This window comes from Halomonas sp. DP4Y7-1 (assembly GCF_019800705.1).
GTDB lineage: Bacteria > Pseudomonadota > Gammaproteobacteria > Pseudomonadales > Halomonadaceae > Halomonas > Halomonas litopenaei_A.
In genome coordinates this window covers 550,111-575,009 of the sequence record NZ_JAHVKS010000002.1, presented here as the reverse complement: position 1 = coordinate 575,009, position 24,899 = coordinate 550,111, and the positions used below count along the sequence as shown (strand labels likewise).

At 62.2% G+C, this 24,899-nt stretch carries 23 protein-coding genes; 11 read left to right on the top strand and 12 right to left on the bottom strand.

What is annotated here, in order from left to right; translation table 11 throughout:
• Positions 1-79: 79 nt before the first annotated feature.
• From KUV72_RS06135 to KUV72_RS06125, 3 genes are all read left to right on the top strand, one after another.
• A complete protein-coding gene (locus tag KUV72_RS06135; protein WP_222162561.1) occupies positions 80-334 on the top strand; it encodes a hypothetical protein in 255 nt (84 codons plus the stop codon).
• 443 nt (positions 335-777) lie between these two features.
• Entirely contained in the window at positions 778-1,584 is an 807-nt protein-coding gene (locus KUV72_RS06130) for a helix-turn-helix transcriptional regulator (protein WP_261317358.1), read from the top strand.
• Positions 1,585-1,631: 47 nt separating this feature from the next.
• The gene (locus tag KUV72_RS06125) at positions 1,632-2,546 is read left to right on the top strand and encodes a DMT family transporter (RefSeq protein ID WP_222237759.1); all 915 of its coding nucleotides are present in this window, start codon (positions 1,632-1,634) and stop codon (positions 2,544-2,546) included.
• A 92-nt stretch (positions 2,547-2,638) separates the two neighbouring features.
• Here the strand turns inward: KUV72_RS06125 and KUV72_RS06120 are convergent, their stop codons facing one another.
• The 3 genes from KUV72_RS06120 to KUV72_RS06110 all read right to left on the bottom strand — a co-directional run bounded on the left by KUV72_RS06120 (position 2,639) and on the right by KUV72_RS06110 (position 7,370).
• Positions 2,639-2,953, bottom strand: a complete 315-nt coding sequence (locus tag KUV72_RS06120; protein WP_222162563.1) for a hypothetical protein — start codon at positions 2,951-2,953, stop codon at positions 2,639-2,641.
• Between the two features lie 122 nt (positions 2,954-3,075).
• Positions 3,076-4,350, bottom strand: coding sequence for a ribonucleotide-diphosphate reductase subunit beta (locus KUV72_RS06115; protein WP_222237758.1), 1,275 nt, complete (start codon positions 4,348-4,350; stop codon positions 3,076-3,078).
• Between the two features lie 116 nt (positions 4,351-4,466).
• Entirely contained in the window at positions 4,467-7,370 is a 2,904-nt protein-coding gene (locus KUV72_RS06110; RefSeq protein WP_222237757.1) for a ribonucleoside-diphosphate reductase subunit alpha, read from the bottom strand.
• A 399-nt stretch (positions 7,371-7,769) separates the two neighbouring features.
• On the opposite strand from KUV72_RS06110, the gene KUV72_RS06105 reads away from it, so the two are divergent.
• Positions 7,770-8,483 carry a winged helix-turn-helix domain-containing protein gene (locus KUV72_RS06105; RefSeq protein WP_206941680.1) on the top strand — a complete coding sequence of 238 codons (714 nt, stop codon included), beginning with the start codon at positions 7,770-7,772 and terminating at the stop codon, positions 8,481-8,483.
• 4 nt (positions 8,484-8,487) lie between these two features.
• On the top strand, positions 8,488-10,092 hold the full coding sequence (locus KUV72_RS06100; protein ID WP_206941679.1) for an ATP-binding protein: 1,605 nt from the start codon (positions 8,488-8,490) through the stop codon (positions 10,090-10,092).
• A gap of 20 nt (positions 10,093-10,112) precedes the next feature.
• On the opposite strand, the gene KUV72_RS06095 is transcribed toward KUV72_RS06100, so the two are convergent.
• Positions 10,113-11,027, bottom strand: a complete 915-nt coding sequence (locus KUV72_RS06095; protein WP_206941678.1) for a LysR family transcriptional regulator — start codon at positions 11,025-11,027, stop codon at positions 10,113-10,115.
• A gap of 375 nt (positions 11,028-11,402) precedes the next feature.
• Here KUV72_RS06095 and KUV72_RS06090 point away from each other — a divergent pair, with 375 nt between their 5' ends.
• Positions 11,403-12,158, top strand: coding sequence for a C-type lysozyme, inhibitor (locus tag KUV72_RS06090; protein WP_222237756.1), 756 nt, complete (start codon positions 11,403-11,405; stop codon positions 12,156-12,158).
• 179 nt (positions 12,159-12,337) lie between these two features.
• Positions 12,338-12,943, top strand: a complete 606-nt coding sequence (locus KUV72_RS06085) for an FMN-dependent NADH-azoreductase (RefSeq protein ID WP_222162567.1) — start codon at positions 12,338-12,340, stop codon at positions 12,941-12,943.
• Positions 12,944-13,092: 149 nt separating this feature from the next.
• On the opposite strand, the gene KUV72_RS06080 is transcribed toward KUV72_RS06085, so the two are convergent.
• Together KUV72_RS06080 and KUV72_RS06075 are read right to left on the bottom strand one after the other, a co-directional pair.
• Positions 13,093-14,205 (bottom strand): metal-dependent hydrolase, encoded by a 1,113-nt coding sequence (locus KUV72_RS06080; RefSeq protein WP_222237755.1) that lies wholly within the window; start codon positions 14,203-14,205, stop codon positions 13,093-13,095.
• 19 nt (positions 14,206-14,224) lie between these two features.
• Positions 14,225-14,785, bottom strand: a complete 561-nt coding sequence (locus KUV72_RS06075; protein ID WP_222162569.1) for a DNA-3-methyladenine glycosylase I — start codon at positions 14,783-14,785, stop codon at positions 14,225-14,227.
• 228 nt (positions 14,786-15,013) lie between these two features.
• Between KUV72_RS06075 and KUV72_RS06070 the strand changes: the two genes are divergently transcribed.
• On the top strand, positions 15,014-15,466 hold the full coding sequence (locus tag KUV72_RS06070; protein ID WP_222237754.1) for a DUF411 domain-containing protein: 453 nt from the start codon (positions 15,014-15,016) through the stop codon (positions 15,464-15,466).
• A 57-nt stretch (positions 15,467-15,523) separates the two neighbouring features.
• Entirely contained in the window at positions 15,524-15,964 is a 441-nt protein-coding gene (locus KUV72_RS06065; RefSeq protein WP_206941671.1) for a VOC family protein, read from the top strand.
• A 130-nt stretch (positions 15,965-16,094) separates the two neighbouring features.
• Here the strand turns inward: KUV72_RS06065 and KUV72_RS06060 are convergent, their stop codons facing one another.
• The 4 genes from KUV72_RS06060 to KUV72_RS06045 form a co-directional block, all read right to left on the bottom strand.
• Positions 16,095-17,132 (bottom strand): SPFH domain-containing protein, encoded by a 1,038-nt coding sequence (locus KUV72_RS06060; protein WP_374107022.1) that lies wholly within the window; start codon positions 17,130-17,132, stop codon positions 16,095-16,097.
• A gap of 262 nt (positions 17,133-17,394) precedes the next feature.
• Positions 17,395-17,859, bottom strand: coding sequence for an NfeD family protein (locus KUV72_RS06055; RefSeq protein ID WP_222237753.1), 465 nt, complete (start codon positions 17,857-17,859; stop codon positions 17,395-17,397).
• 151 nt (positions 17,860-18,010) lie between these two features.
• Positions 18,011-19,474 carry a DASS family sodium-coupled anion symporter gene (locus tag KUV72_RS06050; RefSeq protein ID WP_222237752.1) on the bottom strand — a complete coding sequence of 488 codons (1,464 nt, stop codon included), beginning with the start codon at positions 19,472-19,474 and terminating at the stop codon, positions 18,011-18,013.
• Positions 19,475-19,739: 265 nt separating this feature from the next.
• Positions 19,740-20,144, bottom strand: coding sequence for a DoxX family protein (locus tag KUV72_RS06045; RefSeq protein ID WP_222237751.1), 405 nt, complete (start codon positions 20,142-20,144; stop codon positions 19,740-19,742).
• Between the two features lie 154 nt (positions 20,145-20,298).
• Here KUV72_RS06045 and KUV72_RS06040 point away from each other — a divergent pair, with 154 nt between their 5' ends.
• Entirely contained in the window at positions 20,299-20,775 is a 477-nt protein-coding gene (locus KUV72_RS06040; RefSeq protein WP_224851964.1) for an META domain-containing protein, read from the top strand.
• A gap of 119 nt (positions 20,776-20,894) precedes the next feature.
• Entirely contained in the window at positions 20,895-21,149 is a 255-nt protein-coding gene (locus KUV72_RS06035; RefSeq protein ID WP_206941664.1) for a helix-hairpin-helix domain-containing protein, read from the top strand.
• 127 nt (positions 21,150-21,276) lie between these two features.
• Here KUV72_RS06035 and KUV72_RS06030 read toward each other — a convergent pair whose 3' ends face one another.
• Positions 21,277-24,123 (bottom strand): valine--tRNA ligase, encoded by a 2,847-nt coding sequence (locus KUV72_RS06030; protein WP_206941662.1) that lies wholly within the window; start codon positions 24,121-24,123, stop codon positions 21,277-21,279.
• A gap of 227 nt (positions 24,124-24,350) precedes the next feature.
• Complete coding sequence (locus KUV72_RS06025) at positions 24,351-24,812, bottom strand: DNA polymerase III subunit chi (RefSeq protein ID WP_206941653.1); 462 nt, start codon at positions 24,810-24,812, stop codon at positions 24,351-24,353.
• Positions 24,813-24,899 lie beyond the last annotated feature (87 nt).

Below are 24,899 nucleotides of genomic sequence, written 5' to 3'. Positions count from 1 at the left end.
ATGGCGATGACTGGCGGCGTCAACATCCATGGCAAAGCGCCGTCGGTGCGCTTCGCTCGACTGGCAGGAGGAGGGGGAGATGCGTCTGCTGATCATGATCATCATTGGCGTGGCACTGGTCTTGCTGTTGCTCTGGACCTGTCCAAAGCCTCGTCAGCATACCGCGATGTGGGTCTTTAGCCTGGCATGGCTGGGAGTCTGTGCCTGGAACTTAAGCGTCGGGTTGTCACACGGCTATGCCCTGGGGGAGGAGCTGCTGGTGCATGCGCTACTCTTCGGCGTGCCGGCAGGACTTGGCTGGTGGCGGGTGTGTCGGGAGCCGTCTTCCGCCTGATCCTTGGATGACGGAGTCTGGGTGACTGGATCAGTGTGACGGGGTCGAGGGTGGCTGGATCTTGAGTGACAGAATCAGCAACGCGTGACATCGGTCAGCGATCGACGGCTCCAGGGCGTGGCAAACGCGAACTAGTGTGCCGTCGGGACCTTCTTGTAGTGGCCCGGGACCTTTACCCGTTCACCGTTGGGCAGGGTCTTGACGTGGGTGGGAACGTAAACGCGCTTGATGACACTCTTGGATGTCGCCATGACGGACCTCCTGCATGTTCCATGGAGAGGACCTCCGACAGACATCTCTATCAGAGCCTGGCGGGGTTGTAAATGAGAGGGTATCGCTTCTGCCAAGGAAGTGCGTTTGACCTGGATCAGCTGGCGCCCAGGTTTCCAGGGCGACGGCGCGAGGGCTAGACTGAAGGTCTGGCTTTGGGACATGACCTTGCAATGATGCTTGACGCTCCAGTAATCGAACGGCGTAGCTACCCGGATAGGGTGCTCAGTGACCGGCATGACTACCAGCAACTGCTGCTGGGGCAAGGTGGCATGGTCGAGCTGGAGGTGGCCGGTCGGTGTCTGCGGGTAAGCGAAGGCGTGCTGGCACCGGTCCCCAGCGGTGACCTGCATCATTATCTCGCCCCCGCGGACAACGATGTCCTGGTGCTCGATCTCCCGGTGGAGTGGTGCCATGCCCTGGGTATCGAATCCTTGTTTGAATCCGGTCGAGGGGCGAGCCGCCGCCTGTCGGGGGTCAAGGTCCCCACAGCACTGGCGACCGCCGCGCCTACGGGCCCTGCGGATGTACCTCGGCTGGCTCAGTGGCTGCTGACCTTGGCGACAGCGCTTGACTCAGGTGGAGGCAAGCCGTTGCCGTCCCAGCGGCTAAGTCTGCTCAGACTGTTGCCAGAGGTCCGTCGTCGTCTGGAGCAGCCATGGCGGGTCAGCGACATGGCCAGCCTCTGTCACCTGTCGGAGGCCGTCTTTGCGCGTCAATTTCGCGTCCTGATGGGCATGGCACCGGCGGCCTGGCTACGCCGCGAGCGTCTGATCCTGGCCCGTCAGCTGCTGATGGGCACTGGCGCCCAAGGGGGGGCCATGCCCGTCTCCCTCAGCGAGATTGCCCTGGCCTGTGGTTTTCACGATGCAGCACATTTTACCCGGGTCTTTGGTGAGGCCCACGGGATGCCGCCGGGGCGCTGGCGACAACAGACCGCCCAGCAGGTCTTGCAAAGGTCAGAATCGTACAAGACATGATGTCGTGGGCCGCACACACTCGAGTCCTCGTCTGTGTGGAGGTCCTCATGTCTGTTTCTTCATCCTCATCCAGCGGTGACATCGCAGCGCGACCTGATCTGCGGCGCCGGGCCACCTTGATTGGCGCTACCACCGTGCTCAATTGGGCCATGCTGTCGCTGTTTACCCAACTGGCCGGTCCGGTGCCGCCATTTCTATTGACCGCCTTGGCGTTTGCGGTGGCCTTCGTCTGCTTCGTGGTCTATCAGCGCCTGCGGGGAGAGGCCGTCATCGCGCCCATGCGCCAGCCAGCGCTGATCTGGGCACTGGGTGTCGGTGGGCTGTTTGGCTATCACGCCCTGTATTTCGTTGCTCAGCAGAATGCGCCGCCTGCCAACGCTGGCTTGATCAGCTACCTGTGGCCGCTGCTGATCGTGCTGATGGTAGCGCTGTTACCCGGCGAGCGCCTGCGCGGCTATCACGTCATCGGCAGTGTGCTGGGCTTCTGTGGTGCGGTGTTGTTGATCGGCGGTGATGTCAATGCCGGTGGCAGCCTGCTTGGCTACGTTGCCGCCTTTGCCAGTGCCTTTGTGTGGAGCGGTTACTCGGTACTGTCCCGGGCCACCAGCAAGGTGCCGACCGCCGCCGTGGGCGGCTTCTGTCTGGCCACGGCGATACTGGCAGCGATCTGTCACCTGGCCTTCGAGACGACTCGTTGGCCCGAGGGCAGCGCTTGGCTCGGTGTCATTGCCCTGGGTCTGGGCCCGGTAGGCAGCGCGTTCTTTACCTGGGATATCGGGGTCAAGCAGGGCGATCTACGCCTGCTGGGCTTCCTCGCCTACTTTACGCCGCTGCTGTCGACGCTGGTGCTGGTGGTCACTGGCTATGCCGCCCCCAGTCTGTGGCTGGCCGGTGCCGCGGGGCTGATTACCCTGGGCATGCTGGTCGGTAGCGGCTGGATCGGGCGTCGGCGCAGCCGCTGAGGTTGGCGTGTCACAGGCTGGATGAAACGCCATGCGACAGCGCTCCCTCGCGGTGATGACCGTCAGTGAGCGCTGTCACGTCTCTCGAGGCCTTAATGGCTGGTAATGCGATGTCGCGACAGCCGGGTAAAGCGAATCGGTGGCGTGCTGGCCAGCCCCACGCGATCGGTGTCCGGCTGAGCGCGCCAGCCACGATACAGCGCCCAGCGCTTCAAGGCGTCCAGGTTCAGGTGGGGGTGGTGATCATCGTGGGGGTCATACTCAGGGGCGGGGAAGGCATGGGCCAGGTGGTCGTAGCGAGCCAGGGCGCGCTCGCCGCCATGGGCAGCCAGGGCCTGGTCCAGTGCGGTCTGCCAGGCGCGAGTGTCGTGCTGGTGCTGCTGTGGTGTTGCGTTGGACACTGTCATGGTATTGCCCTCTCACTAGGTGGCTAGATCTTGGGGTCTCGCCATCACCCGCTCGCAAGCGGATGCCGTTCACAGCTCAAGATGAAGACGCCCGTGGCATGCGGCCTGGGCGTCCCACGGTGTCAATCCCAGCTCAGTGCGCCGCCGACCTGATACTCGGTGACGCGGGTCTCGAAGAAGTTCTTTTCCTTGCGCAGGTCGATGATCTCGCTCATCCACGGGAAGGGGTTCTGGGCGCCCGGGAACTGCTCTTTCAGGCCGATCTGGGCCAGGCGGCGGTTGCAGATGAAGTGCAGGTACTCTTCCATGATGGCTGCGTTCATGCCCAGCACCCCTCGAGGCATGGTGTCACGCGCGTAGCTGATCTCGAGCTCGGTGCCCTCGAGGATCATCTGCGTGACCTCATCCTGAAACTCGGGCGTCCACAGATGCGGGTTTTCGATCTTGATCTGGTTGATCATGTCGACGCCGAAGTTCAGGTGCATCGACTCGTCACGCAGGATGTACTGAAACTGCTCGGCCACGCCGGTCATCTTGTTGCGACGACCCATGGACAGGATCTGGCTGAAGCCGCAGTAGAAGAAGATCCCTTCGGTGACGCAGTAGAAGGCGATCAGGTTGCGCAGCAGTTCCTGATCGGTCTCTACGGTGCCGGTGTGGAAGTCCGGGCGCGCCAGGGACTGGGTATGTTTCAGGCTCCAGGCGGACTTGGCGGCCACGGAAGGCACTTCGCGATACATGTTGAAGACTTCGCCTTCGTCCATGCCAAGCGACTCCACGCAGTACTGGTAGGCGTGGGTGTGGATCGCTTCCTCAAAAGCCTGGCGCAGCAGGTACTGGCGGCATTCCGGGTTGGTGATCAGGCGATACAGGGCCAGCACCAGATTGTTGGCGACCAGGGAGTCGGCGGTGGAGAAGTAGCCCAGCGAACGTTCGACAATACGGCGCTCGTCGGCGGTCAAGCCGTCGTTGCTCTTCCATAGCGCGATGTCCGCGTTCATGTTCACTTCCTGGGGCATCCAGTGGTTGGCGCTGCCGTCCAGGTACTTCTGCCAGGCCCACTCGTACTTGAACGGCACCAGCTGATTGAGGTCGGCGCGGGCGTTGATCATCTGCTTGTCATCGACCTGGATACGCGCCGCGCCCATCTCGAGCTCTTCGAGACCTGCCGCCACGTCGAGCTCCTCAAGGGCCTGGCGTGCGCGGGCCAGGCGATTCTGATCGGCGACGCCATAGTGGCCAGTGCTTTCGCGCACCGCCTCCTTCGCCTCGACCGCTGGTTCGGTGACCGGGGCCGTTGCCGGCTGTGGTGCCTTTTGCGGTTCCGGTACCTTTTGCGGTTCCGGAACTTCGGCGGTGGCGGTGTCGTCCTCGTGAAACTCGTCCCAGTTCAGCATTGTGGCTCTCTCCCGATCGTCTGATCGGCCGACGCGCAGGGCGTCGGCAGGGGTGTCTGGTCGCCTCGGCCTGGCCTGCGGGGGCTTGCCCACAGGACCGAGCGTGGTGGTCCGGATTACTGGCAGGCCTCGCAGCCTAGTTCATCGATATCGCCGGCGGAGGGAGGACGTTGGCCGCCCTTGCCCTTGAGGAAATCATCGATGCCCCGGGGCTCTCCTTCGACCGCGGTGTCGACACTGGGCGAGGGAGCTGCGGTGGGCGCGCCAGTGGAAGCGCCGTTGGCGACGGCATTCAACTTGCCGCGGTTGACCGTGGATTTCTCCACCGAGGTGGCGCCCAGCGCCCGCAGGTAGTAGGTGGTCTTGAGTCCTCGAAACCAGGCCATGCGATAGGTCACGTCCAGTTTCTTGCCGGATACCCCTTGGATGTAGAGGTTCAGCGACTGGGCCTGATCGATCCATTTCTGACGTCGCGCGGCCGCCTCGACCAGCCACTTTGGCTCGACTTCGAAGGCAGTGGCGTACTTGGCCTTGAGGTCGTCCGGGATACGATCGATAGGCTGGACGCTGCCGTCGTAGTACTTGAGGTCGTTGATCATCACCTCGTCCCACAGGCCGCGCTGCTTGAGGTCGCTGACCATGTAGGCGTTGACCACGGTGAATTCGCCGGACAGGTTCGATTTGACGAACAGGTTCTGGTAAGTCGGCTCGATGGACTGGGTGACGCCGCAGATGTTCGAGATGGTGGCGGTGGGGGCGATGGCCATGACGTTGGAGTTGCGCATGCCCTGCTGCTGCACCTTGCTGCGCAGGCGTTCCCAGTCCTGGGTCTGGCTGGTGTCGACCTCAATGAAGCGCTCGCCTCGCTCGGCCTTGAGCCTGTCGATCGAGTCGATCGGCAGAATCCCCTGACTCCACAGCGACCCCTCGAAGCTGGCATAGCGCCCGCGCTCGGCAGCCAGGTCACTGGACGCTTCGATGGCGTGATAGCTGATCAGCTCCATGGAGCGATCAGCAAAGGTGATTGCCTGCTCGCTGGCGTAGGCGATGCCCTGGGCATACAGCGCATCCTGGAAGCCCATCAGGCCAAGACCCACGGGACGGTGCTTGAGGTTTGACTGTCGCGCCTGGGGCACCGCGTAGTAGTTGATGTCGATAACGTTGTCGAGCATGCGCACGGCGGTACGCACGGTCTTTCTCAGCTTGCTGGCCTCCAGCTGGCCGTCGACGATGTGATTGGCCAGGTTTATCGACCCCAGATTGCACACCGCAATTTCGTCAGCGGAGGTATTGAGGGTGATCTCGGTACACAGGTTGGAGCTGTGCACAACGCCAGCATGGCTCTGCGGGCTGCGGAGATTGCAGGCATCCTTGAAGGTGATCCAGGGATGGCCGGTCTCGAACAGCATCGACAGCATCTTGCGCCACAGGTCCTTGGCCTTGACCCGCTTGTACAGGGTGATCTGACCGTTGCGGGTCATTTCCTCGTACTCGGTGTAGCGCTTCTCGAAGGCAACGCCGTACAGGTCATGCAGGTCCGGGCAGCTGGACGGCGAGAACAGGGTCCACTGCTCGTCGTCGAACACCCGCTTCATGAACAGGTCCGGCACCCAGTTGGCGGTATTCATGTCGTGGGTGCGGCGCCGGTCGTCGCCGGTGTTCTTGCGCAGTTCGAGAAACTCCTCGACATCCAGATGCCAGGTCTCCAGGTAGGCGCAGACCGCGCCCTTGCGCTTGCCGCCCTGATTGACCGCCACGGCGGTGTCGTTGACGACCTTGAGAAACGGCACTACTCCCTGGGACTTGCCGTTGGTGCCCTTGATGTAGGAGCCCAGGGCGCGCACAGGAGTCCAGTCATTGCCGAGACCACCGGCCCACTTGGACAGCATGGCGTTGTCACGGATAGCGCCGTAGATGCTCTCGAGGTCGTCGGACACGGTAGTGAGGTAGCAGCTGGAGAGTTGGCTGCGCACGGTGCCTGCATTGAACAGGGTGGGCGTCGACGCCATGTAGTCAAAGCTCGACAGCAGCTCGTAGAACTCAATCGCGCGGGCCTCACGCTCAGTTTCCTTCAATGCCAGGCCCATGGCGACACGCATGAACATCACCTGGGGCAGCTCGTAGCGCACGTTGTCACGATGCAGGAAGTAGCGATCGTAGAGGGTCTGCAGGCCGAGGTAGGTGAACTGATTGTCGCGGCGGTGATCCAGGGCTTCGCCGAGACGCTCCAGATCGAAGTTGGCAAGCTCCGGGTCGAGCTGTTCGAACTCGATCCCGCGCTCGACATAGCGCACGAAGGCCGGCGTGTAGAGCCTGGCCATGTCACCGTAGGTGGCGTCTTCTGCCACCTCGAGGAACGACAGTGCCTCGCGCCGCAGGTTGTCCTGCAGCAGGCGAGCAGTGACGTAGGTGTAGTTGGGGTCTTTCTCGACCAGGGTGCGGGCGGTCATCATCAGCGCTTGCGACACGCCGTCGATGGTCACGCCGTCGTAAAGGTTCTTCAGCGAGTCTTGAACAATCTTGTTCGGGTCGACGTTCTCGAGCCCTTCGCAGGCGTCGAAGACCAGGGTTTCTATGCGTCCCAGGTCGAGGGGGCGGCGGCTGCCGTCGGCGGCGGTAACGTTGAGCGTGGGGTGAGGCTTGGCGATGCCGCTGTCCTGGCGGGCTCGGGCATGCTCTTCACGATAGAGCACGTAAGCGCGGGCGACCTTTTGCTCGCCACTGCGCATCAGCACTAGCTCGACCTGATCCTGAATATCCTCGATATGTACGGTGCCTCCATCCGCCAGGCGCCGGGCAAAGGTGTGTTCGATGGCCTCTGCGGAGTGCTTGACGAAGTCGCGTACCCGACTCGAGGTGGCGGCGTTGTCTCCCTCGACGGCGATGAAGGCCTTGCTGATGGCCACCGCGATCTTGCCGGCATCGAAGGGCACCACATCACCGGTGCGCTTGATCACGCGCAATGTGTTGGGCGCAGTGACAGAGACAGACGGTCGATCCGGGCTTGCGATGGTTTCCATGGCGCCGAGGCTCCCTGTAAGGCTAGAAGAGTCGTGGAAATGGGCGTGAGAAGGCGTCGTTCCGTGCTGATTGACAGCCTTCTGTGGGCTTGGTAAAGGCACACTATGTAGTGCCTATCCTGGCCCCGAACACAAGATAGTGTGCATTTTTGCCTTCATCAAGTGGGTAATGTCACGCCGGTCGCAGCGCTTGGGAGAGGGGCTTCCCGGGCAGTCCAGCAAGGCCAGTGTTGGTGCCGCTGGCAGGCGTAAGGCAGCGTCAGGACGGGACCGAAGAGAGGGCAGGCGACGGCGAAAATTTCGGGTATCCTTGTGTTATCGCGTGTGACATTGCTTAGTATCAGTCGTCTGTCCGGCATGCTTCATGCCCGGTACTCGCCACAAGGAATGAGAAACCCTATGGAAGATCGCTCAGAGCAACGAGAACAGGATCACGTACTCATCATCGAGGATGATGAGCGTCTCGCTGGTCTGACACGGGACTACCTGGAAGCCAACGGCTTTCGCGTGAGCCTGGAAGAGGACGGCGGTAAGGGAGTCGATCGCATCCTGTCGCTGCAGCCGGATCTGGTGATCCTTGACCTGATGCTGCCGGGGGAAGATGGCCTGTCCATCTGTCGCCGTGTGCGCAGCGACTATTCAGGTCCGATCCTGATGCTCACCGCCCGCACGGATGACATGGATCAGGTGCTGGGACTCGAGATGGGCGCCGACGACTACGTGCCCAAGCCGGTGCAGCCGCGTGTGCTGCTGGCACGCATGCGCGCGTTGCTGCGCCGACTCGACGGCGCAGAGGCCGGGGGCGAAAGCCGGCTGTCGTTCCAGGATCTGGACATCGACAATGCGACCCGGGAAGCCTGGTTGAAGGGTGAGCGTATCGACCTGACCAGTGCAGAATTCGATCTGCTGTGGCTGTTGGCAAGCCATGCCGGACGCGTGTTGACCCGGGAAGAGATCTTTTCTCAGCTTCGCGGTATTCGTTACGACGGACAGGATCGGTCTATCGATGTGCGGGTATCGCGGATCCGCCCCAAGATCGGTGATGACCCCCACCATCCGCATCGCATCAAGACCGTCAGAAGCAAGGGCTATCTGTTTGTGAAGGATAGCTGAGCGCATGCGTCGCGCCCTTGCCGACAGTACCTTCCTGCGGGTCTACGTCATGCTGGCGGCGACTCTGGTGCTGGCGCTTGGCGTGGCGATGTCGGGCATGACGTTGATCGACAAGATCCGTATCGAGCACTATCGCGAGACGCTGGCCGAGGCTCCGATGAATCTGATGGCGACGATGATCGATCGTTTGCCTCGATCGGAGCGTCGCCAGTGGATGGAAGAGCGCTCCGAGGCGCTCGATATATCGATGTCGATCGTGTCCCTTTCGTCCTTGTCGCCGAGCTACTTTACTCGCCTGCGGTTACAGCGCGGCGGCGTATTGGTGGATCGCGACAGTCCCCATGACTGGCGCTTCTGGCGGTTGATGCCGGGAGGCGGGGCGGTGCTGCAGGTGGCGCTGTCAGGGCTGTCGGAACGCCAGCTGCGGGGCCTGACCCAGCTCAGCGGTGAGTGGCTGGCGAGTCTCCCGGCCAAGGATCGTCAGTCCAGCCTCGATGGTTTGAGTTCAGGGGATCTGGCGGTGTCGATCAGTCAGTCGCCGCCGACCATGCTGGATGAGCGTCACCTGTCGCGTCTGGCCGGGGGCGAAGTGATGATGCAGCTGCTGCCCGAGCACTGGTCGGTGGTGCTGTTCATGCAGGTCTCGCCACCGGGAGAGGCGCCGTTCTGGCTGACCGTCGGCCCCATGGCAAGTTACGAGGCGCTGCCGCCTGCGTTGCTGGCTTCCATGCTGGTCTTGCTGATGGGCGCTCTGGCCATCGTCATCTACTTGATCGTACGCGGCATCGAGGCGCGCATGGCGCGTCTGGAAATGGCTGCGACACGACTCGCCAGTGGTCGTCTAGATACCCGAGTTAAGGTCGAGAGTGGCGACTTCCTTGGACGTGTCGGCATGGCCTTCAACGGTATGGCGTCCCAGGTGCAATCGCTGTTACGCGCCCAGCAGGACATGATTCGTGCGGTGTCGCATGAGCTCAGGACGCCGGTGGCGCGGATACGTTTTGCGGTGCAGATGGTCGAGGACATGTCCGAGGACGCCCTGGTTCGGCGTCAGCTGCAGGGGGTCGATAGTGATATCGATGAGCTTGATGATCTGATCGACGAGATTCTGACCTACGCTCGCCTGGACAGCGAGACCATCCACGGGGTGGATGCCACACCGGAACCGGTGGAGCTGCGCGATACCTGCGAGCGAGTGATCGATGCCTTGATGCCGTTGCACGGCAATCTCGACGTGCAGCTGGCGGCGGGACCGGAAGTGGAGATACACGCGGATTTGCGCTATCTGCAGCGTGCCATCCAGAACCTGGTGGCCAACGCCTGTCGCCATGCCCGCTCCCGCGTCAAGGTCAGCCTGTACGATGAAAGCCGTCTGGTGCGTGTCGACGTGGAAGATGACGGCGAGGGGGTTCCCCCCGAGGCCCGCCAGGATATCTTCAAGCCCTTTGCGCGTCTCGACGATAGCCGCACCCGCCGTTCGGGGGGATATGGCCTGGGTCTGTCCATCGTGCAGAAGGTCATGGCCTGGCACGGGGGCAGTGTCACCGTCGATGAAAGCCCGACCCTGCAGGGCGCCCGCTTTACCCTGATCATTCCCCGGCGTTTCTGACCCTTGAACGTCGCGCTGCGTCAGGCGGGCTTGATACCTTCGAGCACCGCGAACGAGGTTTCACGAGCCGTGCGCAGAAAGTCCACCATCCAGGGGGCCTCCCTGGTGTCTTCACGAATTGCCGCAAAGAGCGTGCTCCAGACGCCGGTCTCGCCCAGCGTCACGGCCTTCACATAGTCCCGCTCCAGGTACTCTGTCATGGCCCAGTTAGGCAGTGAGCAGACCCCACGGCCGCTGGCGACCAGCTGCATCATCATGATGGTCAGCTCGGCAGTGCGTACCTCACGCGGCGTGACTCCCGCTGGGTCAAGGAACTGCGTGAAGATATCCAGGCGCGAGCGCTCTACCGGATAGGTGATCAGCACCTGGTCGGCGAGATCTGCCGGGGTGACGTGGCTGTTGCCTGCCAGGGCATGCTGACGAGCGACGGCCAGCAGGCCTTCGTAGCGGAACAGTGGCTCGTAGTGCACCCCCGGGAGAGGTTGGGGGTCGGCGGTGATGACCAGGTCGAGCTGTTCCCGGGCCAGCGCGGGCAAGGGATCGAAATGATGTCCCCCGGGGATGTCGATCTCGACCTCGGGCCAATGGTCGCGGAAATGGTCCACGGTGGGCATCAGCCACTGGAAGCAGCTGTGGCACTCGATGGCCATGTGCAGGCGGCCGTGCTCGTTGCCGGCCAGTCTCGCCAGGTCCCGCTCCGCCATGCGCACCTGGGGCAGAATCTGCTCAGCCAGCCCGAGCAGACGAAGCCCCGCGCGGGTGAACTCGACCGGTCGCGTCTTGCGCAGGAACAGCGGACTCCCCAGTCGCTCCTCCAGGTCCTTGAGCTGATGAGAAAGGGCCGATTGTGTCAGGTGCACTCGCTCGGCGGCTTCCACCAGAGAACCAGCGTCGCGCAGGGCGATCAATGTACGCAGATGACGGAGTTCAAGCATTATCGTGAGCTTTGTTCATAATAAAGATTAAGAAGTTTAGTTTGACTCACCCTTGCGGGGCTAGTCCAAATCTGTGGAATCGCTCATGTTCCGTAAGATAGAGCATGAGTCTGGTTCATTCTGATGGCGTGATAAAAGGCGCGGTTCGGGGTCTTGAAAGGGGCATTCAGGACTGACGCTTGGCGGTGGAACGTGGATAGCTCTCTACCTGCGTCGATCACAGACCGTGGCGAGGGCTTGGGTGGCAACACCTATGCTTACATAGCGTGCTGAATCGGGAGGGATTGTCCGGGGAAAACGGGTCACGATGGGCCTGGCGGTGGTATCGTGTGGCGTCAAAGGACCGTTTTGCCGCTGTTATCGAAGGAGCTTTCCATGCGCCGATCCGTTATCGCTTCGACTCTTTTTGCCGCCGCGCTGGCTGGCCTGGCGGGATGTGCCTCCCAGTCAGGTCAGGACGCCGGATCGGATCAGGCTCCCGCGGTGGAGAGGCGCGGATCCTTCACTGACGCTCCTGTCGAGCAGCAGGCACCGCTATTGCCATCGGCGTACTTCGTTGGCGACGGCACCACCTTTGTGGGCTGGCACTGCACACCACGCCAGGATGTGGTCACCGCCACTCAGGGAGACTCCCTGCGGCTTTGGACGACCCATGGCGCCGAGCAGCTGCCCCAGGCGGTAGTGGACCAGGGCGAGCGCTATCAGCAGGGCGAGCTCAGTGCCCACGTGATCGGTGATCGTGCGGTGATCAAGAGCGGCCGTGGACGGCTGCAGTGTGAGGCGACTGCCCGGCGCGATTCGCTTCGGCGCACGGATAAACCGGGTGTCATGTTCTATGCCCGTGGCAATGAGCCCGGGTGGCATCTTTCCTTGGCCAACGACGTGCCGCGCATCGACATGTCGCTGGACTACGGCGAGCGCGAGGCGAGCCTGCCGTATCGGGTCACCACGCTGGATAATGAGGCGGGCCGAGTAATCTTGCAGAGTGGGCGTGCGGACGCCCCCTTTGAGCTGCGTATCGAATCCGGTGCCTGTTTCGATGATATGGCCGGCACGCCCTGGCCTGCTCAGGTGACGCTGACGGTCAATGGCCAGCAGTTGCAGGGATGTGGCCAGGGCATCGCGCCCTGAGCCAGCCGTTTCCCGGCGTCGAGGACGATGTCAGGAGCGCCCGACAGGGCGCTCCTGTCGTGATGTAGCAGGCGTGTTCTTTCGCTTTTATAGAAAGATAGGCCCGTATTTTTTTCGCTTTTCGTCAACTTTTTAGGCGGTAAACTGATCGGCAGATACCTCTTCTTAGGGAGTTTGCCATGACCCGCGTATTGCTAGTGACGTCTTCGATTCTGGGTGAGCATGGTCAGTCCAACGACCTGGCCCGACAGTTTGAGCGCCAGGTGCGTCAGCGCAGCGACATTCAGCTGACACACCGCGATGTCGTTGCCGACGATCTGCCGCACTTGACCCTGCCAGAGCTGTCCAGTTGGCAGGTGGCACCAGAGGAGCGCAGCGAGCAGCAGCGTGAGCTGGCATTGCGCTCCGACGAGCGGCTCGACGAACTGCTGGCCCATGACGTGGTGGTGCTCGCGGTGCCAATGTACAACCTGGGCATGCCGTCCCAGCTGAAGGCCTGGTTTGACCGCATCTTGCGCGCCGGCAAGAGCTTCAAGTACACGGAAAATGGTCCGGTGGGCTTGATCGAAGGCAAGCGTGCGATATTGCTGGGAGCCCGTGGCGGGCAGTATGCAGGTAGCGAGCTGGACACCCAGACGCCGCATATTCGTCACCTGTTGGGGCTGATCGGCATCAGCGAGTTCGAGGCGGTCTATGCCGAGGGCCTGAACATGGGCGATGAGATCAAGGAAGCCGCGCTCACCCAGGCCCACGCAGAGATCGCGGCGCTTGTCGAGGCGCTGTAACGCCGGCCGATGCCAGGCCGGCTGGCAATAACCCGCCAGGTTGCCTGGCAATGTCCCCCTGGCAACATCCCTTTAGCTATACCCCTCCAGCCATTCCCCCAGGCTAGAGGCAATGCCGCGACGGATGCTTTCGTCGCGGCATTGTTGCGTCATTGCCCTGAGTGATGGACAGCACAGACACCCGTATCGGTCGCCAGGTGCCAACGTGGTGCCACGTAGTCACCCATGCAAAGTCTGGGCTGTGGCGAGATGATGCGTGCCAGTAAACGCCCGAGAGGACGCTGCTGAGCAGACATCGGCAACTGCCGGCTGGGCGACAGGGCGACCCAGCGATCCCCCTGCCATCGGGCGAGCGCAAAGCGAAAAGGGTGAAATCCGGGAAAGCCTAGACGCAAGTCAGTGGCGATCAGCAGGGTGTCATCCTCGGTGGTCAGCGTCTCGTAGCGGAGAAAGGGCCCGGCAAACCATTCCAGGCGTTGGCCGCTGGCCAGTGATTTGGCGGCTTTCTCCAGGGCTGCACCGCGCTGGAACAGTTCTACCTGAGGCTGGGTGTCACCATCCAGCAGGCCGATCAGCATCTCGGCATGACGATCACCTTTGATGGCCGTTACTCGCCATAGCAGGGTCGAGAACGGTGCCGGCTGGACCAGCACCTGCGCCGAGGCCATGTCGATTCGCTCCAGCGCGGCTTGTGCCCGCAGCTCTACCCAGCTCTTGGCGCCCATCGCAGCCAGCAGATACAGGCTCGAGATGATCAGCCCCGCGCTGGCGGCACGCTGGAGTGCAGAGCGCGTGGTGCCTGGCCACAGGGTCACGCCTAGCGCACCCAGCAGTACCAGGGTGTACACGGGATCAATGATGAACACCAGCGGCGTGGCGCTGGGTGCCACCACCTCAAGCGGCCACCATAGCTGGGTGCCGTAGGTGGTCAGCGAATCCAGCAAGGGGTGGGTGATGAGACATAGCCAGAAGAACAGCCACCAGCGCAACGCGGGTATCGTCGCGGTGACCGCCCATCGCTTGCCAAGCCGCGTGGCGGCAAAAGCGAGCGCCAGTGACACAGCGGTAAGCACAAACAGCGAGTGGCTGAAGCCGCGATGGTAGGTGACGTTGGCGACCGCGTCGCCATAGTCGATCAGCACATCCAGGTCCGGCAGGCTGCCGACCACGGCACCGGCCAACAGCGATTTTCGCCCGAGTTGACGTCCTAGTGTCGCGCCGCCGAGGGCTGCGCCCAGTGTCGCTTGTGTCAGTGAATCCACTATCTCTTCCTGGCGCCGCTTAGCCGGGCGGGTTGGTGTCGGAGGCGGTTTGCGTCCATGCCGGGGAGGCGGCCAAGACCTGCTGCTGCACCGGGCACTGATCATGATGGGCCCCAGGGAGATAGCCGGTACTCATCAGAAATTCCTTGACGATCTCGGGGCCGGTGAAGCGGAAGTGTCGCCTGAAGAGTTTGACCCACTGTGCGTGGGGAAGAGGGTGATGGGCATTCAGCCAGGCCTCGAAACCGCCGTGAGACACGCGTAGTTGCTGGATCACCTGGGCGTTGTGAATCACCGCGTCGATCTTCTGCCGATGTCGGATGATGCCCGCATCATTGAGCAGTCGCGCCCGCTCCTCATCGCCATAGGCGGCCACCCGGTCAACCTCGAAGTGGTCGAAGGCATGGCGGAAGGCGTCGCGTTTCTTCAGTACCGTCAGCCAGGAGAGCCCAGCCTGGTTGATCTCCAGCACCAGTCGTTCGAACAAGTCGGCCTCGCTGGTGATGGGGAACCCGTATTCCGTATCGTGGTAGGGCCCATGCAGGGGGTGCCCCGGTGCCACGTTGCAGTACTCACTCATTCGCTGGATTCCTCGGTAAGCGGCCACCGTCAGAGAGTTCGTCTTAAAGGAGGCGATGTAAAGGGGCTCGGTATATGCCATCTTCTACTGTCGTTCTGGCCGGCATTGTCTTGATGGAGGTGTGGTGGGCCTGTGCCTCATGGTTGAGTTCTGGCATTTCCCTTCTGACGACCTTCTGCGATGCTGTGTCGACTCACAGACGTTACGTTGTTCAGGAGATCATACGCGATGGCTCACTCTTTGCGCGCCTTGGGCGCGGCGTTGCTCGGCGTTGTCAGTCCGCTGGTCATGGCGGCTGGAATCGATATGCACAAGGATCCCCACTGCGGCTGCTGTAGCGCCTGGGCCGACCATGTCAGAGCGGCGGGGTTTGAGGTGTCGGTGCTCGAAGAAGCCGACATGGGGGCCGTGAAACGCGAACTTGGCGTTCCCATGGCTCTAGCATCCTGTCATACCGCTGTGCTGACCACGGACGCCGGCAAACGGTACCTGATCGAAGGGCACGTACCTGCCGAACAGCTCACCTGGCTCCAGCAAGCGTCGCCAGACATCGATGGGTTGGCGGTTCCCGGTATGCCCCATGGTTCCCCAGGCATGGAAACCGGACGCGTGGATGACTATGCCGTGCTGAGCTTTACAGCGGGGGAGGATCGCGCCAAGGTAGTGGCCCGCTATCCGTAACGGCAGTGGTGTCTGCGCTGCCGGTGAGGAAGAGCCCCTGACTTGGAGATACAGGCCATGCAATTTCTACACACCATGGTGCGTGTCAGCGACCTCGACGCGTCGCTGCATTTCTACTGCGACCTGCTGGGCCTCAAGGAGGTCCGGCGCAAGGAGAACGACAAGGGGCGCTTTACCCTGGTCTTTCTGGCGGCGCCAGAAGATGAGTCGCGCTCCAGCGAGCTGCAGGCACCTGAGCTTGAGCTGACCTGGAACTGGGATCCGGAGGAGTATCAGGGCGGACGGAATTTTGGCCACCTGGCCTACCGTGTCGATGATATCTATGGGCTTTGCCAGAAGCTCCAGGACAACGGTGTGACCATCAACCGTCCTCCCCGTGACGGTCATATGGCCTTTGTGCGAAGCCCCGATGGTATTTCGGTGGAACTGCTGCAAAAAGGCGATGCCCTTGCGCCCCAGGAGCCGTGGGCATCCATGGAGAACACGGGGAGCTGGTAGGGGCAAAGCGTGGCGGCAGGGCGTGCCAACTGCGCAGCGCTCATCCTTGCCGCCAACCCTGCCGCGTGGCGGTAGGGTTGGCGTTGTTCAGCGGTTGCTGTCGGCAAGGGCTGTCGGCGAGGGAAAGGCATCAGCCGTGGGCGCTGGCCGCGCCGGTCAGTCCGCCGGCAGATGCTGCCCGGCGTGCGATGTCGCCCAGTGCCTCGTCGGTGGCGTTGAGATCACGGAAGGCCCCCATGGCGCCTAGCAGGGCCGAGCTTTCGTAGGGAACGAAGACCCGCTCACCCTGCTTGGCCATCTCTGGCAGCATGGCGATGTAAGACTGACCCAGCAGATAGCCGATGACGGCCTTGGAGCTTTTTTCGCCCTCGCCCATGGCATTCAGTACCAGCTCGATCGAGCGACTTTCTCCCTGGGCGCGAAGAATGGCGGACTCCTTGTCGCCCTGGGCATTGAGGATGGCGGATTCCTTCTGGCCCTGAGCCTTGGCAATCGCCGCTGCCTTGTCGCCTTCGGCCTCGGTTACGGTGGCCCTACGGCGACGCTCGGCTGACATCTGCAGATGCATGGCCTCCTTCACTTCTGCTGGCATCTCGATGTCCTGCACCTCTATACGGTTGATCGCCACCCCCCACTTGGAGGCCGGTTCTTCCATCTGTTCCTTGATCTTGGCGTTGACCTCGGCACGGGACTCGAAGATCTTGTCCAGCTCCATTTGGCCCACCACGGAACGCAAGGTGGTCTTGGCCAGCACCTCGACCGCCTGACTCATGTTCTCGATCTTGTAGACCGCATTGGCGGGATCGATGATCTGGAAATAGATGGCGCCATCGATACGCACCGTCACGTTATCGGTTGTCACCACCGGCTGGGACGGAAAGTCCATGACCGATTCGCGCAGATCGATGCGGGTTTCCTGACTCAGTACCGGGGTGAATTCCTGGCCCTGACGAATGTAGCGCACCATCTTCATGGGCCTGGGCTTGTCGAAGAAGGGAATGATGAAATTCACCCCTTTCTGCAACGTGCGGTTGTAAGCCCCGAGGCGCTCGATAACGATCACTTCGGACTCCTGCACGATCACCAGTCCCTTGATCAGCATGATCAGAGCAATGACGACCACCACGATGGCCAGCAACAGGCCGGGGCTAACGACATTCAACAACATGCAAACACCTCCTTGGTAGCAAGGGCATCATCCGTCAAGCCGGCCTGGCTGCCCGTCGGGAGCGGCGATGTGCCGCCGTGGGAATCCGTGCTCGTTGGTTGCACGGGATAGGGAAGCGGATAGGGAAACGGATAGGGAAACGGATAGGGAAGCGGATAGGGAAGCGTATAGGTAAGCGCTAGAGCTGGCGCTAGGGAATGCGATAGAAGGAGACGACAGCGCTGACCGGATGCGTGAACAGGAGTAACGGCAAGCGGATCTCTCAGGAGCCTTCTCCGGCTGGGCGCACGATGGCCTGAGTTCCTTCAAACCGTAACAGGATGACCTCGTCACCCGGACGCAGGGCAGGGGCCTCGGCATCGGTTTGTGCCAAACAGGCACGAAACAGGTCTCCGTCCAGCTTGATGCAAGGAGCGTCGTCAAAATCCCGGCTGACCAGCACGAAGCGCTCACCCTGGCGGGTGCCGCCACCGGCCACGCCAAACGTTGGGTGGGGGCCGTAGCGACGCTTGCGCAGGCGCCAGATAGCCAGGGGAACGAGCACACCGCAGGCCACCGCAAAGGCGATCAGCTGCATGATGATGTCGCCACCCGACCAGGCGACCAGGGATCCCGCGATCAATGCCGCCGCCAAGGCAAGCAATACGTAGGAGCCACTGAGCAGCTCGAGGATCAGGGCCGCGAGCCCTGCGAGCAGCCACCATAGCGCGGGGGAGAGGAAATCCATGGCCAACCTCCAGACGATACAGAAACGACATCCTGTCGCTGTCGATTCTGCGCCGGGAAGAGACGCCAGGCAAGCCACCCGACAGGCCAGACGGCGACGCCACCGCAAGGCGGTGGCGTCTCGAGGTCGGATCACGGATCGCAAGGTGGGCTTACCAGTAGCCGAGCACCTTCCACCACAGGCTGCCGACCCCGATCCAGATGGTGAGGTTGACGATACTCATGATGAAGCCGGCCTTCCACCAGGTGCCGAGTTCCACATAGCCTGAGCCGAAGATGATCGGCGCGGTGCCGGTGGCGTAGTGGGTCAGCGACATCATCAAGGATGATGCGCCGGCCAGCAGCAGGGCGATGTAAAGGGTAGGGATGCCGAGCGCCATGCCGGCAGCCAGGAAGGCGGCGTACATGGCGGTGATATGGGCGGTGGTACTGGCAAAGAAGTAGTGGGCATAGAAGTACACAGCGGTCAGCGCCAGCGCCATGCCGAACCAGCCCATCTGGAGGCTACCGATGCCTTCTTCGATGACGCCAGAGAACCATCCAATCAGTCCCAGCTTGCCCAGGAAACTTGCCATCATGACCAGGGCGGCGAACCACACGATGGTGTCCCAGGCGGATTTTTCGCCAAGGATGTCATCCCAGGTCAGCACGTCCGTTACCAGCAGGATAGACAGACCGAGCAGCGCCACGGTGGTCGAGTTGACCTTGAACTCGGGGCCAAACAGCATGGCCGGGATGCCTGCCCAAAGCGTCAGCAGCAGACCGAACACACCAATCATGATTTTCTCGGCGCGAGTCAGGGCGCCCATGTCATCCAGCTGCTTGCGGGCGAAGGAGGTAGCGTCGGGAGTACGCTTGAGCTCCGGGGGATACAGTACGTAGAGCACCGCTGGCATCAGGGCGATAGCGACCAGGCCAGGAAGGAGTGCCGCCAGTGCCCATTGGGTCCAGGTGATCGAGATGGCGGAGCCTGTGGCCTTGGCGATCAGGTCGACGATCAAGGGGTTGGGGGCAGTGGCGGTGATGAACATGGCCGAGGTGATCGGGTTGGCGTGATAGTTCACCAGCGCCAGATACTCACCGATCTTCTTGCTGGTACCGGCGTCAGGTGACGAGCCGAAGCTGTCAGCAATGGAACGCATGATCGGGTGCATGATGCCCCCGCCCCTTGCCGTGTTGCTGGGGGTAATCGGCGCGATGGTCAGCTCGGCCAGGGAAAGAGCGTAGCCGATGCCCAGTGTGCGCTTGCCGAAGGCGGCGATAAAGGCGTAGCCAATGCGGTTGCCAAGCCCTGTCTTGGCCAGCCCCCGCGAGATCATGATGGCCAGGCCGATCAGCCAGATCAGCGGGTTGGAAAACCCCGACAGGGCATCCGCTACCGCGGCCTTGGAGTTGTCCGGATTGGTGACGCCGGTCAGAGCCACCAGGGTGATGGCGATGATGGCCAGGGCGCCGATGCGCATGGTCTTGCCAATGATGGCAGCGATGGTGGCGACAAAGATCGCCAGCAGGTGCCAGGCTTCGGGGGTGACGCCGTCTGGAATAGGGACGGCAAACCAGATCGCCAGGCCCAGGGCAATGGCGACCAGGGCGGGGATGGGCTTGAACGCGAGCATGATGGGCTCCGTGTGTCGGCTAGGGCAAAACGTCTTCTCTCGCGAGAGAGCAAACCTGAACGTGTCCTGCTTATTTACGCACAGTTAAGCCAAGGGCTAGATGACACTCATCAAGGAGACGTTCGACGTTAGTTGAACTCGGCCCGGACGTGCTGGTGCTGGACGGGCGACGGCAACAGGACACCGCCTGGGAGGTGGGCGGTGTCGGGGAACGCGGGATGGCGAGGATGTGGCGTTGCTTGAAAGCGAGAAGGCGCTGTAGCGCTCAGTCGGGCTTGAGCGCGGTGCGGCCGCTACCGAGGAACATCATGGCCAAGGCGCCAAACAGGAACATGCCCTGCAGCTCCAGGGCCCAGCCGCCGCTGCTGGCCAGACTGAACAATTCGCTCATATGAGCCAGGTAGATGGCCACGACCATGTTGCCTGCGATCAAAAGGCCCGCGATGCGGGTGTTCCAGCCCAGAATCGCCATCAACGGAGCGACGACCTCGCCCAGCAGAACGCCGTAGGCCAGCACCGTCGGTAATCCATGGGAGGCCAGAGTGTCGCCGATCCAGGAAAGGCTGCCTGGATTGATCAGTTTGTTGATGCCGTGGAGCAGGATCATGATGCCCAGCGCCAGGCGCAGGATCAGCTTTCCCAGGTCGTCGTTGTCGAGGGCTTTGAGCATGGTGAGGTCCTTTTCACGATGGGCTTGAGTGGCCATGACAGAACACCGTGCCGATAGCGCAGTGCCCAAGAGATTTGGACAAAACCGGGCGAGATGGCGCGGTTTTCTGGCATATTAGGCGGCATCCTGATGATAAAGCTGCAAGGAAGATAGCATGGTTCTGCTACGAATGGTTCTGCCACGACTTCGTCGTATCACCGCTCTCAGCGTTTGCGCCCTGGCCCTGGGAGCCTGTTCCAGTCAGCCTTCGTCCACTGTCGACGGCGGCGGCACCGCAGCACCAGGTAGCGTATCCAGCCCGGTGGTCGGCAAGCGCTGGAACCTGCTGCTGGTCGGTACCAGTGATCGGCTCAGCATGCCCAACAAGCCCTATTTTGAAGTCGCCCGTGACGGCAGCGTCAGTGGCAGTGACGGCTGCAATCGATTTACCGGTAGCGTGCGCTTTGGCGACAGTCAGCGGATCGACTTCAGCGAGCTGACGGCTACCCGCATGGCCTGTGCCAACCCCCAGGGGGCCCAGCAGGTTCGCGATATGCTCGACAACGCCTACCGCTATCTGATCGACCATGACCGCCTGGTGTTCTTTGGCCCCAACTCGCTGGTGCTGGGTGGGTTCCGCGACGCCAGCTGATGCATGAGGGGGCAAGACGCCGCGCCTGTGCGTCAGTGGTATGTGGCAGCGGGCCACTAGCGCGCAATGCCTATGCTGATGGTGTCGACGGGGAAGCCGACAACACACGGAGAGACAGCATGGCATTCACTGACCAGGAACGGGCGGCGCTGCTTGAGCTGCGCGGGGTAGGACCGAGCGTCGTGCAGCGCTTCGAGGAGATCGGCATCGACTCTTTCGAGGCGTTGGCCGAGTACGAGATGCCAGACATCGTTGAACAGGTGGCGTCGATGCTTGGCAGTACCTGTTGGAAGAACAGCCCCCAGGCCAGGACGGCGGTGGCGTCGGCCGTGGAGTTGGCACGACGCTCGCTGGCCAGCCAGGCTGCCGGCTGAGCGCCGGCCCCAAGGCATCGACCCCGCCAGTGCGAGGGGCGGGGTCGATGTCAGGCCGATGGGCGGGTGTTGCTTACGGCGCTTGGGCGGGCGCTGATGATGGCGCGGGGGCGGGCGCTGATGAAGGCTACAGCGCGGCGATTTTCTCGCGCTGCTCGACCAGCACACGACGAGCGGCCTGATACTCCTCGAGCTTGCCGCGCTCCTTGTCGATGACCGCCGCCGGCGCCTTGGCCACGAAGCCTTCGTTGGCGAGTTTCTTCTCGACGCCCATGATCAGCTTGTCCTGTTTGTCGATCTCCTTGCCCAGACGTGCCAGTTCGGCGTCCTTGTCGATCAGGTCGGCCATCGGCACCAGCACTTCCATCTCACCCACCAGCTGAGTGGCGGACAGCGGGGCTTGGCTTGCGTCCTCCAGCCATTCGATGGACGCGAGCTTGGCCAGCTTCGACAGGAACAGACGGTTGTCGGACAAGCGTGTACGATCGGCCTCGCTGCCCTTGGTCAGTACCGCATCAAGCGGTTTGCCTGGGGCGATGTTCATCTCGGCGCGAATGTTACGTACCGCCACGATCACGCCCTTCAGCCATTCGATATCGCGAATGGCGTCCTGGTCGATCAGGGCGTCGTCGGCCAGCGGCCAGGCCTTGGCCATCAGCGAGTCGTTGTCGCCCTCGAGAGTGCCGGCCAACGGCGCCACGCGCTGCCAGATCTCCTCGGAGATGTACGGCATCATGGGATGCGCCAGACGCAGGATGGACTCCAGCACCCGCACCAGGGTGCGGCGAGTGCCGCGCTTGGCGGCTTCGCTGGCACTTTCGTCCCACAGCACCGGCTTGGAGAGCTCGACGTACCAGTCGCAGTACTCGTTCCAGACGAAGTCGTAGAGCGCCTGCGACGCATGGTCAAAGCGAAACTCTTCCATCGCCCGGGTCACCTGGGTGATGGTCTGGGTCAGGCGGGCCTCGATCCAGCGGTCGGCCAGGGACAGTTCGACGTCTTCCCCATGGCGGCCACAGTCTTCGCCTTCGGTATTCATCAACACGTAGCGTGAGGCGTTCCACAACTTGTTGCAGAAGTTGCGATAACCGTCCAGCCGGCCCATGTCGAACTTGATATCACGACCGGTAGTGGCCTGGGACAGGAAGGTGTAGCGCAAGGCATCGGTGCCATGGGCTTCAATGCCATCGGGGAATTCCGAGCGCGTCGCCTTGGCGATGGCCTTGGCCTTCTGCGGTTGCATCATGTTGCCGGTGCGCTTTTCCACCAGCGCTTCCAGGTCGATGCCGTCGATCAGGTCGATCGGGTCCAGCACGTTACCCTTGGACTTGGACATCTTCTGGCCCTGGCCATCACGCACCAGACCATGGACATAGACCGTCTTGAACGGCACTTCGTCAGTGAACTTGAGGGTCAGCATGATCATCCGCGCGACCCAGAAGAAGATGATATCGAAACCGGTCACCAGCACGCTGCTGGGATGGAAGGTCTTGAGCTCGTCGGTCTGTTCGGGCCAGCCCAGGGTGCCGAAGGTCCACAAGCCGGAGCTGAACCAGGTGTCGAGCACGTCCTCGTCTTGGGTCAGGGCGACGTCGCTTGCGATGCCATGCTTGTCGCGGGCCTCGGCCTCGGTGCGCGCTACATAGACGTTGCCTTCGTCGTCGTACCAGGCGGGAATGCGGTGGCCCCACCACAGCTGGCGTGAGATGCACCAGTCCTGCAGGTCGCGCATCCACGAGAAGTACATGTTCTCGTAGTTCTTGGGCACGAACTGGATGTCGCCGTTCTCGACCGCCTCGATGGCGGGCTTGGCCAGGGTCTCCACCGCCACGAACCATTGATCGGTCAACAGCGGTTCGATCACGTCACCGGAACGATCGCCGTAGGGCAGGGTATTGTTGACGGTTTCGGTCTTCTCCAGCAGGCCCTGGGCATCCATGTCGGCCACCACCGCCTTGCGTGCGGCGAAGCGGTCGAGTCCGGCGTAGGCCGCGGGCAGCGCGGTGTCGATATCGCCAAGGGGGCGGCCCTGAATATCAAAGGCTTCTGCAGACTCGAGAATATGGGCGGTCTTGGAGAAGACGTTGATCAGCGGCAGGCCAGCACGCTTGCCGACCTCATAGTCATTGAAGTCGTGGGCCGGGGTGATCTTGACGCAGCCAGAGCCCTTGTCCATGTCGGCATGTTCATCGGCGACGATGGGAATGCGGCGACCGACCAGCGGCAGTTCGACAAACTTGCCGACCAGCGAGGCGTAGCGCTCATCCTTGGGATTGACGGCGACGGCGCTATCGCCGAGCAGCGTCTCGGGACGAGTGGTGGCGACCACCAAGTGGTCGAGGCCCGCATCGGTGGTGACGCCATCGGCCAGAGGGTAACGGAAGTGCCAGAACTGGCCCTGCTGGTCGCGGTTCTCTACCTCAAGGTCCGAGATCGCGGTGTTCAGGGTCGGGTCCCAGTTGACCAGGCGCTTGCCACGGTAGACCAGGTCCTCTTCGTAGAGGCGCACGAAGACTTCCTGTACGGCCTTGTAGAAGCCGTCGTCCATGGTGAAGCGCTCGCGGCTCCAGTCGAGGCTGGCGCCCATGCGGCGGAGCTGACGAGTGATATGCCCGCCGGATTCGTGTTTCCACTCCCATACCTTGTCGATGAAGGCGTCGCGGCCCAGATCGTGGCGGGTCTTGCCTTCCTCTGCGGCGATCTTGCGCTCTACCAGCATCTGCGTGGCGATGCCTGCATGGTCGGTACCCACCTGCCACAGGGTGTTGCGGCCCTGCATCCGCCGCCAGCGGATCAGGGTATCCATGATGGTGTCCTGGAAAGCGTGGCCCATGTGCAGGCTACCGGTCACGTTGGGCGGCGGAATCATGATGGCGAAGGGGTCACCCTCGCCCGACGGGGTAAAGCGGCCGTCTTCTTCCCAGCGTTGGTACCAGCGGGTTTCGATGCTTTCGGGTTGGTAGGTCTTTTCCATGGAATGCTCTTGCTGGCGGCGCCCTGACGACATCATGGCCTTGCCATGGCGAGGGTGGGCGGGACGTTCGATGGCTGGCCTTCTGCTCGAGTCAGCGCGCCTGACAAGAGCGTGCGTGACGCGTCCCGACGGAGCGCTGGCGAGAGCGAGGCCTGCGAAAAATGGCGTCGATTATACCCTGAACTGAAGCAGGGCGTCAGGGTATCGGCTGGCGAATAAGACGGTACTTACCCCTGACCCTTTAGCTGGTGCGGGGTGACGGGATAGCCGCGCTGCTTGTAGGTCTTCCAGCACTCGCGCTTGGCCGTCAGCACGTCCTGATGCTGGTTGATGATTTCTGCCACCCGCTCGAAGCGGGAGAACCACTCGGGAATCTCCGGCGACAGGTTGAGCATGGCCTGGGGAGGCGGGTCCAGGCTTGCCGGCGGGCCTTCCCAGCCGATGGTCACAGCCACACGCTTGGCCGCTTCGATGCTGGCGTCGTCGCTGCCTTCAAGGACGTGGGGGACGAAGGCGTCTGGGCGGAAGTCCCACAGGCGTTCATCCAGCTCGCGGGCCATGGCTTCGTCCTCGGCGTAAAGGTAAAGACGGTAGCCCTTGCGTGCGATGGTTTCGGTCAGCCGGCAGGCGAAGGCGATACGCGCCTCCAGCGTGGTGTCGGGAAGGATGTAGAAGTCGATCTTGGTCATGCAATCTGACCTGAAAACTCGGCAAAGGCCGCCCGCAGGCGGCCTGTTGTCTGAAGTGGCTTGAGGCGGTTGGGGGAACGGCGGGTG